Raw genomic sequence first — 12,808 nt, 5'->3', positions numbered from 1 at the left:
CGATATCGGTGCTGCCGGTCTTCGCAATTCGAGGAATTGCCGTCATCGAACTCGATACGGCGCAACCGAATTCGGGCAGAACAACGTCGAACCGGCTTCTCCGAAGGCAAGTCCGGGATATCCGATCCGTCCGGTTACCGGCGTTTCCCGCGCGATCAGCCGCTGGGCAAACCAGTTCCTTTGGTATGTTGCACCGAGCACGACCCTGCGGTGGAAAAGTCGTCCGAACGATTCGAACAAAGGGTGTGGGCCTTGTCCTTTCGAGCACTGCGAACATTCCGGGTGGCCGGCGGCGCCCTCACGGCCGTCGTGGCGGCCGCGGCCGGAATCCTGACGGTCACCGGCGCGTCCAGCGGGCAGGCCGCGCCCGCCGACTGCCCGGATCTCTCTGTCATAGCCGTCCCGGGCACCTGGGAGACCTCCATCGAGAACCCGAAGCAGGGCATGCTCTCGCAGGTCACCCGCGGGCTGCCCAGCACGGTGCACACCGACTACGTCAGTTATCCCGCCACCGCCTTCCCCTGGGACGGCGAGGTCTACGGCAGCTCCAAACGGGACGCCGTGAATGCCGCGCGGGCGCTGGTCGCGGGGACCGCGGCACGGTGCGCCGCAACGCGTTTCGCGCTCATCGGCTACAGCCAGGGCGCCGACGCCGCGGGCGACCTGGCCGCGGAGATCGGCACCGGGCTGGGAGTGATCCCGCCCGATCGAGTGGTCGCGGTCGGGCTGATTTCCGACCCGCGCCGCTCCCCCACCGATGCGCTGATCGGCCCGCAGGTCCCCGGCACCGGCGCGGGCGGAGCGCGCGCCGGCGGCTTCGGCTGGCTCAGCCCGAAGGTCCGCACCTTCTGCGCCGCGGGCGATCTCTACTGCTCGGTCCCCAACGACGATCTGGCCGGGCGCTCGGCCGGCCTGCTCACCCAGCTGACATCGCAGGATCCGGTCCAGATCCCGAGTTACGCGATGACCCTGCAATCGATTCTGAACGAGGCCCTCTGGCAGGGCGGCGCCGCCATCCTGTCCGCCCCGGCCGACGACCCCGCGAGCGAGCAGTGGCTCCGCCAGGTCCAGGATTTCCTGGCCTCCGGCGTCCACCAGTCCTACCCGCACTACGTCGTCGACGCCGACGGCACCACGGCCACCACCTGGCTCCACAACTGGCTCGCCGACACCGCCGACCAGAAGCCCTGACGACACGAAACCCACACGGGCCGCGTCGCCCCGACCTACCGGGCGACGCGGCCCGCGTCGTCATGTCCGCAAATTTCCGGAACGAGTTCATTTCAAAACAGCCCGACCGGTCCTCGCCTCGGGGTACCTTCCTGCCCGTGTCCGTCAGCGGACCGGAAGGAATTGAAAGACAGTGTTCATTGGTCAAATCGGGTCGACCGCGATCCTTGCTGCCGACTCGGCCGACTCCTCCGGCGTCTCCGCCGGCACCCTGCTGATCCCAGCGGCCGGCGTGGCCCTGCTGGTGGTGGGCCTCGTCCTGCACAATCGGGCGAAGCGGCCCGCGGACGACGCGGCCGCCTCGGCCGGGCTGCCCAAACACACCGGCACCGTCGTCGCCGTCGCGGGCGTGCTGATCCTGGCGCTCGGCATCCTCGCCACCGTCACCAAGGGCACCAGCACGACCGCCACCCACGATCCCGAACTCGCCGTGGGCAACTGCGTCACCGCCAGCGACTACCGCGGCGCCCAGATCGGCAAGATCCACGCCACCCCGTGTGACGACCACACCGCCGTCTACGAGCTGGCCGCCTCGGTCACCAACGGCGCCACCTGCCCGGACGGCAAACTCCGGGACGCGGGCTACTTCGTGCTGACCGACGGCAACCACTCGCTGTGCTTCGCCCCCAATGTCAAGGTGGGCGACTGCTATTCGATGCAGGCCGACGTCAACCAGATCACCCCGGTCGACTGCGCCAGCAAGGCCGGGCCCGGCGTCACGGTCCAGATCGGCGGCCGCTTCGACGGCACCACCGACCCCAACCAGTGCGCCATCCCCGCCGGGGCGACCGTCACGCCGCAACCCGCTCGCGTGGTGTGCTGGCAGCCGGTCAAATCCAGCTAGACCCGACATGTGAACGGGGCCGGGCAGTGTGACTGCCCGGCCCCGTTCACATCGTCAATCGGGAATTACACCGCCGCGACCACAGCGGGCACACCCTCGGCAAGGTCCTGCTCGCCCAGCCGCGGGTACGTCGGATACTCGATGCCCGAGATGTACTGCACCGTCCGCACGACCTGGCACGAATAGCCGAATTCGTTGTCGTACCAGAGGTAGAGGATCGCGGTGTCACCATCCACGATGGCGGCATTGGCATCCACGATCGACGCCGCCCGCGACCCGATGAAGTCACTCGACACCACATCGGTGGCCGCGGTGAAATCGAGATTGCGGCTCAGCGGACCCGACAGCGACACCTGCCGCAGGTACTCGAGCACCTCGGTCTTCGTGGTCTCCCGCTTCAGCTGCAGGTTCAGGATCGCGACCGAAACATCCGGCGTGGGAACGCGAATCGAGCTGCCGGTGATCTTGGCCTGGAAGTCGGGCATGGCCTTCTTCACCGCCGACTGCGCACCGGTCTCGGTCAGCACCAGGTTGAACGGCGCGGACCGGCCACGGCGATCCGACTTGTGGAAGTTGTCCAGCAGGTTCTGGTCATTGGTGAACGAGTGCACCGTCTCCACATGCCCGCGCACGATGCCGAACTCGTCGTCCATCGCCTTCAGCGGCGGCACGATCGCGTTCGTGGTGCAGGAGGCGCAGGAGAAGATCTGCTGCGACACGTCCTGGTCGCGGTGGTTGACGCCGTGCACGATGTTCGGCACGTCGCCCTTGCCGGGCGCGGTCAGCACGACCTTCGCGATACCGGGACGCAGGTGCTGCTCGAGGCCCGCGCGGTCGCGCCACTTGCCGGTGTTGTCGATCAGGATCGCGTCGTTGATCCCGTACTCGGTGTAGTCGATCTGCGCCGGGGAGTCGCTGTAGATGAACCGAATCACGTTGCCGTTGGCGATGATCGTGTTGTTCTCGGCATCGACCTTGATGGTGCCGTTGAACTGCCCGTGCACCGAGTCCCGGCGCAGCAGCGACGCGCGCTTGACCAGGTCTTCCTCGCCACCCTTGCGCACCACCACGGCCCGCAGGTTCAGCCCGTTTCCGGAGCCGGCCTTCTCGATGAGCAACCGGGCCACCAGGCGGCCGATCCGGCCGAAGCCGTACAGCACCACGTCCCGCGGGCCCGGCGCCACGGCCTTGTTCCCGTCGAGCACCTCCGCCAGCACCGTCGCGGTGAACTCGGGGATCGACAGCCCGCGGTCGTCGGCGCGGTAGGCGTGGACCAGGCGGCCGAGGTCGATCTTGCTCGGTCCCAGATCCAGCTCGCTGAGCACCTCGAGGAAGGGCAGCGTCTCGTCGATCGACAGTTCCTCGCCCTCGATCTGCCGCGCGAACCGGTGCGTCCGCAGAATGCTGATCACCGACTTGTTCACCAGCGACCGGCTGTGCAGGAGGATCGTCACCCCCTTGTCGCGATACAGCCTGCCGATAATCGGAATCATCGCCTCCGCGGCAGCCTCGTGAGCGTTCCAGCGGTCAAGATGGTCGGTAGTCAACACAAATCCTCGGGGTTGCCTCGATGCGTACGTGCACCGATGCTATCCAGCCCCGCGGTATCACAAACCGCGGCTACCCGCATGTGAGATCCAGGTCGCGCCGGGGGCCCGCGAGGACGGCCCAGGCGCCGGCCCAGCCGAGTCCGTCGTGATCCAGATCCGCGGCGGTGAGCACGCGCGGGCTCCGTGGAATCGAGTCGACGCCCTCGGTACCACCTGCGCCCAGGCCCGCTCCAGCCAGGCCCGGCCATCCGGTTCGGCGAGCTCGATACCCTGGTCGTCCGGAGCGAAGTTCTCGAGCCCCTCGAGCGTGCGTTCCTCGATGAGCACCGGCCACAGCCCGGTCCGTGAATGCGCGGCGCGCACCCGCTCCCACGCATCGGCCGCCGGGTACCCCGCCTCGACCTATCCCACCCAGATCGCCCGGCCCGCAACCGTTCTACCCGCGAATGTCAGCTGCGGGACCTGCACGCCCGGCGCGGCCAGCAACCCGGTCGGGCCCTCCTCCCCGACCAGCATGGCAACCGCGTCGGCAGTATCCCGATCCGCCCGGAACGGCGGTACACCAATCGAATTCAGCACTCCCGAATCCACTCAGCCCGGACCGACAATCCGCCGCTGCCGGGTTCCGAACCGGAGGCGGTCGCCGCGACGACGACCGCCCGCTGTCCGATTCGCCGCTGCGCTGGGCGCCTCAGCGCTGTGCGGAGAGGCTGCTGAGCACCCCGCCCGCGTAGCCGCCGCCGAAGGCGCTGCCGAGCGCCGCCGCCGCACTACCGGCATCGACCGACCCGGCGCCCACGGCATTGCCCAGATCGGCGGCCGAGCCCGGCGTGATGTCGACATCCGTCAGCGGGAGCCCGTCCGCCGCGGCCGTCCCGATGCCCGCTCCGAACAGAGCGCAGGCCACCGCACTCACAAGAATGGTTCGTTTCATGAAGCTGTTCCTCTTATCCACGTCGCGAAGCAGGTGCAGTCTTCCCCTGCTCCGCGCGCCAGAGCATATGAAATATTTGTAATTCAGATGAGCGTTTTGGACCGTTTGGTATGCCTACCTCGCCCGACGCTCGATCGGCCCGCGTGGATAACACTGATTTGCGAATAGATCGCCGAGGCGCGTGCCCTGCGATTCCGAGACGTGAAGACCGTGGTTCCGGCGGCACGCCCCTGACGCGGAGTCGTTGCCCTCGGCGAATACCCATAGCCGCCAGCGCATTTTGGGACGGCGGTCACATTCGTGTTGTGCCGCGCCGGCCGCCGACGATGGGGGTGTGACAGCGGACGCTTGGAAAGGCGGATAGACATGGCAGGTCGGCATCGTGTGGTGAGCAAGCCCAGCAGAGTGCTGCGCGGACTTCCGGTAGCCGTGGTCGTCCCCGCCGCGGTCGGCGTCGCCGGGGTGGGGACGGCCGCGGCCGAGCCCGCCGCCCCTCGGGTCATCGAGCCCACTGCGATGGTGAACACCGTCGCGGGCGTCGCGACCGACAGCCCGGTCGCCGAGCCGATCGCGCTCGCCGCGGCCGCCCAGCCGTCCGTGCCGGTGGCCTTCGTCCCCGACGCCGCCGCCTCCGCCCCGGTCGTCGATGCCTCCGCCCCGGTCGTCGATACCCTCGAACCCGTTGCGTCCCAGCCCATTCCGTCCGCCGCACCGATCGCCACGGCAACCCCGATCGCGAGCCCCATCGAGAACGGCACCTACATCGGCCAGACAGCGGGCCAGATCCTCGGCGGCATCTCCGGCGCGATCCTCGGCGGCACCGCGGGCAGCGCCCTCGCCACCGCCCTCACCGCCGGCGCGGCACTGCCCATCGGTGCGATCGGCGGCGGCATCATCGGCGGTGTGGCGGGCACCTACATCGGCTACTACGCAGGCTCTTTCATCGGATCCTGGGTGGCCGAACAGGCCCCGCAACTGATCCCGAACGTCCTCCCCTGACCCGGTTCACCACCGGACGCGATAGTCGTTGCGTTGGAACCGAATACCATCGCAGCCGCAGTGGAAGAACTGCCCGAGGGTTGAGCGCCGCGATCCTCTCGCCCGCTCAGCCGCGGCCCGCGCGGTCGGGTTCGGGTGGCCCGAGCAGGTCCCATCGGTTTCCGGAGATGTCGAGGAAGACGGCAACCTGACCGTAGGGCTCGGAGCGCGGCTCGGTCACGAACTTCACACCGGCACCGACCATCCGGCGATACGTCCCCGCGAAGTCGACGACCCGGAGAAAGAACCCGACTCGCCCAGCGACCTGATCTCCGACAGCGCCGCGCTGCCTGTCCCCGTCCGCTTGCGCAAGCAGGATTCCGGTAGTCCCGGCGGGTGGGCGAACGACGACCCACCGTTTCGGACGTCCGTCATTGGTGAGCGACGGGGAGTCCTCGATCAGATCGAAACCAAGTGTCTCAACGAAGAACTCGATGGCGGAGTCGTACTCCTCGACGATGATCGTGATCAGCTCCAGATGCACGCCGTGAGCCTAGATGAGTGATTCCAAGGGGTGTGGTGGATCTCCAGCTGCTAGTCAGGACAGCGGCCGTTGCGGCAGTTTGTCGGTCCATTCGCGTTGCTCGGGGGTGTCGGGGACGGTGAGTCCACGAGCTTGTTCGAGTCGATTCCATGCTGTGTCGGGGTCGGTGCCGTTGAGGACGAGGAGCGCGGCGGCCAGCAGCGATGCGCGGCCGATGCCGAATCGACAGTGGGTGAGGACGTGTGCACCGTCGTTCAGTTCCGCCGCGAGGTGCTGGAGAGTCGGCAGCACGCTGGCCCGGTCGGGGACGCCACGGTCGACGATCGGGATGGAAACGAACCGCAGGCCCGCCTCGCGTGCTGTGCGCTCTTCGGCTTCAAGGTCGCACTCGTAGAGTTCAGCGGCGGTGAGCGCGCAGACCAAGTGGTCGACGCCGGACGCCTTCAGAGCAGTCATCTCGTCTTCGAGCCACTCTCCGCCGCGTGGCTTGGCCATGATGCTCAGCCGTCCGGGACCCCGATGGTCAACGGTGTAAAAGTTGGGGTGCATGCGCATGTTCATTGCCTCAGGTTGTGGTGGGTGCTTGCGGACAAGAACTACTTCGGCGCCGGGTTCGAGACCGGGCGTTCGGGTGAAATGCGTCAGCGGAAGTACTCGAACGGCGTATCGGCTACGAGATCTGCCGTCGGCGTGGCCGGAGGCCTTCACCGAGACGACGACCAGGTCGACCTCGGGGTGCGCGGCGAGTTCGCGTGCGTCGGCGAAGGCGTGCGCCCCATGGTTGCCTGTGCGTCAAGACCGTTCAAGCCTCAGGACCCGACGCACACGCCGTACGCCAGGAGGCCACCACCGCACGAAAAGCCGCCGAGGCCGCGCTACGCAGGCGGCTCGAGCAGGCCACCGACCTGCCGTCGAGCCACGAACCGGCCACCCTGGCCGCACTCGTCCACACGATCTCCGACGGCATCGCCGTCCAGGCCGCAGCCGGGCGCAGCCGCGACGAACTGCGACAGATCGGCGACTCGGCGCTGCGCGCCCTGCTGGACGAGGCCACCTAGACCACGCCGCCAAAAGTTCCGCGGCCCGAACAGCAGCCTTTCGCTGTCTGAAACGACCACGGGCCCCACTGGAAATTCAAACAACATAGATCATCTCGGACGGCCACGGGTCAGAAGGGCGGATCCTCATCACGCTGGGTAGCCGTGCGGGTGAGTGAGGCGATGGGCTTGGATGTGCGGTGGGCGCGGATGCGTGTTCGTGCTGTCCGTCGCTGGGCAGGCGTGCAGTAGACGTGCACCAGTTCGGTCATGGCGTTGGTCACCGGGCCCGGATCGATCAACGGCTGCACGGGTTCGACGTCGGGGAAGCCGGTGGCGCTGAGCGGTGGCACACGCAGTCGCGGGAACAGGAACTTCGCGCCCTCGGGGGTGGTGGTGACGGATCCGCCTGTGGGCGTGCGCCATTCGACGGTTCGGTCGGGGTGGTGGAGGACCTGCCAGCCATTGACTCCGTTGTCGGCCAGGGTCTTGAGCCGGTGATGTCGGCGGCACCGGCAACCCAGATTGGCTTCGACTGTGCGGCCGCCGTTTTCGGGGTTCGCGTGGTCGAATCGGTCTTGGTGGTCGAGATCGGTGGCGACGGCGGGCACCGCGCAGCCGGGCGCACGGCAGCCCCCATCCAGCGCCCGCACCCGTGCGGCGACCCGTGCACCGGGGCGGTACCGCAGTTCGCTGTCGACGCTGGGCTTTTCGGCGGTTGCGGCCGGGTCGACGGGAGCGCTGGTGCCTCCATCGGCGCGGGCGTCGGCACCGGAGCCTGTGCCGGTGGCGGCGGGGAGGGTGTCGGTGTCGGTGTCGGTGTCGGTGTCGGTGTCGGTGTCGGTGATGATGGTGAAGCGGGCGTGGCGAGCGATCTGGCGTGCCAGGTCCGCGTCGATGGCCCCGAACCCGGCCAACAACGCCGGATTGTCACGCAACCCGGCCAGGGTTTCAGCCGACACACCCACCTGCACCAACGCTTTACGCGCCAAGCGCGGTGGGTCACCGGCCGAGCCGCGCGGGCAGTCGGGCTGCCCGCAGCGGCAGGTGAGTTGGCCGCTGCCGTCGGCCAAGGCCACCAACGCATCGGCACGACGCTGGCTGCTGGTCCGCGGATCACGGCCGCAGCACTGGGTGACCGCCATCTCCCGCAACCGCTCATAGAGGGCTTGCCCGCCGGCGGCGGGCAGCACCGCCTCCACCTGTGCGGTGCCGTCGTCGGCGGCGGTGACCTTCACATACCGGTCGGCTTCGGCGGCCTTACGGCGGGCGGCCTGCCCGGCCGGGTCGGCCTCGAGCAACCACCGCCGCAGCGTGCGCCGCACCCGCTGCGGCTCAGCGGTTTCCGCGTATGCGGCGATACGTGGCTCCAGCGCCGCGACCAGGTCGTCGGAGGTGTTGGTGAGAACGTCGCTGATCGCACGCACCCGCGCCAGGTCCAGGCGCCCGGCTTCGAAACCGGCCCGGGTCACCGGATACCGGTGCGCCAACCCCAGCCCCACCCCGATCAACCCGTCCGCCGAGCGCTGTGACACCCGCAGCGCGATCCCGATCTCGGTGGCCGCATCCTCCCCCGCATACCGGGCTCCGACCCCGAGCGCGAGCTGCTGCGCGCGACGCAACCGATACAGCCGTGTCATCAAGCCGATCTCCTCGGCTTGGGCCATGGCAATCATCGAGTGCACGACCTGAAGCCGCTCCACCACCTCGGCGGCAGCAAGCATGTCATCAGCGGACTCGACCATGCATTCGATCATAGTTTCGAATCAAACGACACGACAGCAAGATCTACCCAACACGCGCGGTAAATCATTGGCTAACAGAAGATTTGGTCCACTGCGCACTGATCGACCGTCCCGACATGCGCGACCCGCGCGGTCCAACGCACCCACACGGGCAGCCCGGACAGTTCCAGGCCTCAGCCCATCTCGAGACGCAGCCAGCCGTCGGCAAGGCGCCATACTGCCGTATTTCATGCGCTTGCAGCCGAGCGGGAGGTCTGAACCGCAAACCTGTCCGAACCGGCCGCTACGGTGGTCGGTACACAATCGCTCATGGGGGCCAAATATGGGTTATGACATCAGCTTTCATCCTGTGGACATGCGGCTGGTCGAGGAACGGGTCATACCGTTTCTGGCCGGCCGGGGCAGCGACGCTGATCTGGACGATCTGATCGCCGACGCAGTGCGACAGGCGAAGGTTCGGTTTCGTGCGAACGCGTGGGGACTCGGCGTTCTGAAGGCATCCGGCAGCGGCGATTTCGACAGCGGCCTCTACCTCTGGGGCCGGCCGTTCTTCGTTACCGCCGATGATCCGGCGTCCGTCGCCGAAACCGTTGTGCGCTATTGCAATTCCGCTCTCGACGAGGTCGACGACCTGGCCCGCAGTCAGATCGACCTGCTCGATCCGGCCCTGTCGAAACACGTCGAGCCCGACATGGCAGGCACCCTGCCCGCCGGCCATCAGCTGGCCAAGGGCTTCCGCTGGAAGCTCGACCTGCTGCGGGTAGCGACGTCCGCAGTCCGCGCCGGCCGCCCGACCATCCGCAATGGCGATGGCGACGAGATCTCCGCCGCGAACGCATTGACCGGCAATATCCAATTCGTCTTGATCGAATTCCTCGCCGCGCTACTTCCCGGCTGGATCGAGCGCGGCCGGGTATGGCCCACCGAACTGGCCGAACAAGCCACAACCAACGGCTATCCGCCACTGGCCGACAACACCCCGTTGTTCGGTTCCTTCCCGGCCGAATTCCCGTCGCTGGATTGGGAATCCAACTGGACCATTCCCTCCAACTACGCGATCGGCGGCTACGCCGCGCCCTCGAACATCCAGCCCTTGCGAAACTGGCTGTCCCAGAATGTCGAAGCACTCGCCGCGGTGGGCGACCAATGGGACGATCGCCCCTACGTCCGCAAGGCCCTCCGCAAGTTCGACGAAGCCTTGGCCCTGGCCGAACTGACCGGCTCCGCCTTCGTCGAAGCCGCCGAGATCTACTGCCCCGGGATGGGCACCGTCAACTGACGCCCCAGGCCGTGGCTTTGTCCGTGGCACAGCCCCCACCCGCAGGTCACTGCGGGATACGCGCGACGCTGCCCTGCTGGCGGGCGATGGCCGGGTGTACACGAGCAGGTGCCTCACCGGAAACTGCGGCGTGGCACTTCCCAGATCACCGCGCTCGCAACCGTGAGCAACGACCACCGGTGGGAGATGCTGTTCCAGCTGCACCGTGAGAACCTGCGCGCCGTCGTGGTTCTCGACGGCGCGCTCGTCACACTCGCGGAGCTGCTCCCGATGCGGTGGCAGGAGCTTTGGGACGACTGATCCACCGCTCGCTCACATCCGATGGTCCTCGGGTAGAACGCCGCACCTCAGGCGGTCGCGAGGCGGGTGGGCAGGGGTGCGAGGGAGAAGTTCTGCCAGATGTAGGTGTCCATCTGGTGCTGGTCGAGGGTCAGGTTGTCGACGCGGTCCACCTTGCCGTCGGAGTCGAAATGCCACACCAGCGCCCACAGGGTGTCGACCCGGCCCTCGCCTTCGGTCGAGTAGCCGCGATGGATATCGACGACGTATTCGGCGTTGGCTTCGAGGAAGAACGTCTCGGCCTTCATGCCCGCCTTGGCCAGCTGGGCGAAGAAGGCCAGGACCTCGTCGAGTCCGTGCTTGGTTCCCGAGAGCGCGTGGTGCCCGGGCACCGTCCAGGCGATGTCGTCGGCGAGTACCGCCCTCATGCCGTCCAAGTCGTAGCGTGCATACGCCTCGAAGAAGTCGCTGATCGCCTGGATCTTCGGGTCCTGCTGTGTCACCGCGTGATTCCTTTCGGAGAGGGGAATCCGCAGTCTGCGTCCGGTCGCTGACAGAACACTGTCAGGGGTTGACAGCGACGGACACCCACATCACGACCCGAGCGGCGGCCCTCGAATGAAAAACCGGCAGATACCGTGCGGTACCTGCCGGTTCAGCGTCAGTGCGACGAGTCGACCCGGATGCCTTCGAGGTCAGCGAGTGGCGATGATCGCCGAGCCGTGACCGAACAGACCCTGGTTCACCGCGATACCCGCGCGCGCGTTCTCCACCTGCCGCCCGTCGGCCTGGCCCCGCAACTGCCAGGTGAGCTCGCAGATCTGAGCGATGGCCTGTGCGGGGATGGCCTCACCGAAACAGGCCAGGCCACCACTGGGGTTCACCGGGACCCGCCCGCCCAACGTGGTTGCGCCACTGCGCAACAGCGCCTCGGCGCCGCCGGTTTCGCAGAGCCCGATGTCCTCGTACCAGTCCAGTTCCAGCGCGGTGGACAGGTCGTAGACCTCCGCGAAGGACAGTTCGTCGGGCCCGAGCCCGGCCTCCTCGTACGCGGCCTGCGCGATGGCGGAGCGGAACGCGTGCGGCGGGGCCTCGACCGCCACCGCGGAATCGGTGGCGAAATCCGGCAGATCGATGACGGTCTTCGGGAACGTCGGTGTGACCGTCGACAGCGCCCGAATGCGGACCGGGTCGGCGATGCCGTGCCGGCGCGCGTAGTCCATCGACGTCAGCACCAGCGCGGCGCCGCCGTCACTGGTCGCGCAGATGTCGAGCAGCCGCAAGGGATCCGACACGATCGCCGAGGCCGCGACCTCCTCGGCCGCCACCTCCTTGCGATACCGGGCATACGGGTTGTTCAGGCCGTGGCGGGCGTTCTTCACCTTGACCGCGGCGAAATCCTCGAGCGTGGCACCGTGCAGCGCCATCCGGCGGCGGGCGTAGAGCGCGAAGTAGATCGGGTTGGTCGCGCCGAGCAGGTGGAAGCGCAGCCAGTCGGGATCATCGCGGCGTTCACCGCCGACCGGCTGGAAGAAGCCCTTCGGGGTGGTGTCGGCGCCGATCACCAGCGCCACATCGGTCAATCCGGCCAGGATCTGCGCACGCGCATTGGCAATGGCCTGCGCACCCGAGGCGCAGGCGGCGTAACTGCTCGAGATCCGCGCACCCGACCAGCCCAGTGCCTGAGCGAAAGTCGCGCCCGCGACGAAGCCGGGGTACCCGTTGCGGATGGTGTCCGCGCCGGCGATGTACCCGACATCGAGGTGGTCCACCCCGGCATCGGCCAGCGCCGCACGCGCCGCGACCAGCCCGTACTCGACGAAGTTCCGCCCCCACTTGCCCCACGGGTGCATGCCCGCGCCGAGGACGGCGATGTCCCGATCGTTCGTGTCAGTCATTGACCGGCCTCCACATCCACACCGTGTGCTCTGCCTCGTCGTCCTCGTACAGCGTGCCCACGGCCAATTCCACCGGCATGCCCACGGCCAGATCGTCCACGGTGAACCCGCGCACGACCTGTCCGAGAATCACCATCTGCTCGACCTCGAGCTCCACCGCCGCAACGACGTACGGCTCGAACGGATCCGCCGAGACATAGGGCGCGGGCGGCTTGTACCGGGCGTCCGCGTACGACCAGATCCGGCCACGCGTGGAAAACAGGTATTCGGCCAGCTCGGAGCCGTCCTTCGCACCGGCACAGCGCGGGTTGCGACAGGCCAGCGTGTTCCGCGGGAAGTACGGTGTGCCGCAATCCTTGCACCGGCTCCCCTTGAGCCGCACCACACCGTCGTCCGCAGTGAACCAGTCAGCCACAGCGGGGCGTTGTTCTTTCTGCACAACCCCGACGGTATAGGAACACGTTCTACTTTGGGGCCGAATTCCACTCCG

At 67.7% G+C, this 12,808-nt stretch carries 15 protein-coding genes; 6 read left to right on the top strand and 9 right to left on the bottom strand.

Features of this window, described 5'->3' with window-relative positions; all coding sequences use genetic code 11:
* Positions 1 to 252 precede the first annotated feature (252 nt).
* Positions 253 to 1,191: a cutinase family protein gene (locus AB0L60_RS19805; RefSeq protein ID WP_364615756.1), complete on the top strand. Its 939-nt coding sequence runs from the start codon at positions 253 to 255 to the stop codon at positions 1,189 to 1,191.
* Positions 1,192 to 1,363: 172 nt separating this feature from the next.
* On the top strand, positions 1,364 to 2,074 hold the full coding sequence (locus AB0L60_RS19800) for a hypothetical protein (protein WP_364615753.1): 711 nt from the start codon (positions 1,364 to 1,366) through the stop codon (positions 2,072 to 2,074).
* Between the two features lie 65 nt (positions 2,075 to 2,139).
* Here the strand turns inward: AB0L60_RS19800 and AB0L60_RS19795 are convergent, their stop codons facing one another.
* The 3 genes from AB0L60_RS19795 to AB0L60_RS19785 form a co-directional block, all read right to left on the bottom strand.
* Positions 2,140 to 3,621: a glyceraldehyde-3-phosphate dehydrogenase gene (locus AB0L60_RS19795; protein WP_364615750.1), complete on the bottom strand. Its 1,482-nt coding sequence runs from the start codon at positions 3,619 to 3,621 to the stop codon at positions 2,140 to 2,142.
* Between the two features lie 405 nt (positions 3,622 to 4,026).
* Positions 4,027 to 4,203, bottom strand: a complete 177-nt coding sequence (locus AB0L60_RS19790) for a hypothetical protein (protein WP_364615747.1) — start codon at positions 4,201 to 4,203, stop codon at positions 4,027 to 4,029.
* Between the two features lie 112 nt (positions 4,204 to 4,315).
* Complete coding sequence (locus tag AB0L60_RS19785) at positions 4,316 to 4,558, bottom strand: hypothetical protein (protein ID WP_364615744.1); 243 nt, start codon at positions 4,556 to 4,558, stop codon at positions 4,316 to 4,318.
* 366 nt (positions 4,559 to 4,924) lie between these two features.
* Here AB0L60_RS19785 and AB0L60_RS19780 point away from each other — a divergent pair, with 366 nt between their 5' ends.
* Positions 4,925 to 5,557 (top strand): hypothetical protein, encoded by a 633-nt coding sequence (locus tag AB0L60_RS19780; protein ID WP_364615741.1) that lies wholly within the window; start codon positions 4,925 to 4,927, stop codon positions 5,555 to 5,557.
* 106 nt (positions 5,558 to 5,663) lie between these two features.
* Here the strand turns inward: AB0L60_RS19780 and AB0L60_RS19775 are convergent, their stop codons facing one another.
* Together AB0L60_RS19775 and AB0L60_RS19770 are read right to left on the bottom strand one after the other, a co-directional pair.
* Positions 5,664 to 6,080, bottom strand: a complete 417-nt coding sequence (locus tag AB0L60_RS19775) for a VOC family protein (RefSeq protein WP_364615738.1) — start codon at positions 6,078 to 6,080, stop codon at positions 5,664 to 5,666.
* A 54-nt stretch (positions 6,081 to 6,134) separates the two neighbouring features.
* On the bottom strand, positions 6,135 to 6,641 hold the full coding sequence (locus AB0L60_RS19770; RefSeq protein ID WP_364615736.1) for a hypothetical protein: 507 nt from the start codon (positions 6,639 to 6,641) through the stop codon (positions 6,135 to 6,137).
* A gap of 191 nt (positions 6,642 to 6,832) precedes the next feature.
* Between AB0L60_RS19770 and AB0L60_RS19765 the strand changes: the two genes are divergently transcribed.
* Positions 6,833 to 7,138, top strand: coding sequence for a hypothetical protein (locus AB0L60_RS19765; RefSeq protein WP_364615733.1), 306 nt, complete (start codon positions 6,833 to 6,835; stop codon positions 7,136 to 7,138).
* Positions 7,139 to 7,248: 110 nt separating this feature from the next.
* Here AB0L60_RS19765 and AB0L60_RS19760 read toward each other — a convergent pair whose 3' ends face one another.
* Positions 7,249 to 8,862: a DUF222 domain-containing protein gene (locus AB0L60_RS19760; protein ID WP_364615730.1), complete on the bottom strand. Its 1,614-nt coding sequence runs from the start codon at positions 8,860 to 8,862 to the stop codon at positions 7,249 to 7,251.
* Positions 8,863 to 9,184: 322 nt separating this feature from the next.
* Here AB0L60_RS19760 and AB0L60_RS19755 point away from each other — a divergent pair, with 322 nt between their 5' ends.
* Positions 9,185 to 10,141, top strand: a complete 957-nt coding sequence (locus AB0L60_RS19755) for a hypothetical protein (protein WP_364615727.1) — start codon at positions 9,185 to 9,187, stop codon at positions 10,139 to 10,141.
* Positions 10,142 to 10,303: 162 nt separating this feature from the next.
* Complete coding sequence (locus AB0L60_RS19750; RefSeq protein WP_364615724.1) at positions 10,304 to 10,441, top strand: hypothetical protein; 138 nt, start codon at positions 10,304 to 10,306, stop codon at positions 10,439 to 10,441.
* A 47-nt stretch (positions 10,442 to 10,488) separates the two neighbouring features.
* Here AB0L60_RS19750 and AB0L60_RS19745 read toward each other — a convergent pair whose 3' ends face one another.
* From AB0L60_RS19745 to AB0L60_RS19735, 3 genes are all read right to left on the bottom strand, one after another.
* Complete coding sequence (locus tag AB0L60_RS19745) at positions 10,489 to 10,923, bottom strand: nuclear transport factor 2 family protein (protein WP_364615721.1); 435 nt, start codon at positions 10,921 to 10,923, stop codon at positions 10,489 to 10,491.
* A gap of 192 nt (positions 10,924 to 11,115) precedes the next feature.
* Positions 11,116 to 12,318: a lipid-transfer protein gene (locus tag AB0L60_RS19740; RefSeq protein WP_364615718.1), complete on the bottom strand. Its 1,203-nt coding sequence runs from the start codon at positions 12,316 to 12,318 to the stop codon at positions 11,116 to 11,118.
* Positions 12,311 to 12,757 carry an OB-fold domain-containing protein gene (locus AB0L60_RS19735; RefSeq protein WP_354838229.1) on the bottom strand — a complete coding sequence of 149 codons (447 nt, stop codon included), beginning with the start codon at positions 12,755 to 12,757 and terminating at the stop codon, positions 12,311 to 12,313. Before AB0L60_RS19735 ends, AB0L60_RS19740 begins: the two co-directional genes overlap by 8 nt.
* Between the last annotated feature and the right edge of the window lie 51 nt (positions 12,758 to 12,808).

It is taken from the genome of Nocardia sp. NPDC051981 (genome assembly GCF_040680715.1).
GTDB lineage: Bacteria > Actinomycetota > Actinomycetes > Mycobacteriales > Mycobacteriaceae > Nocardia.
The sequence above is the reverse complement of the archived record's forward strand: the minus strand, read 5'-3'. Positions and strand labels throughout refer to the sequence as shown.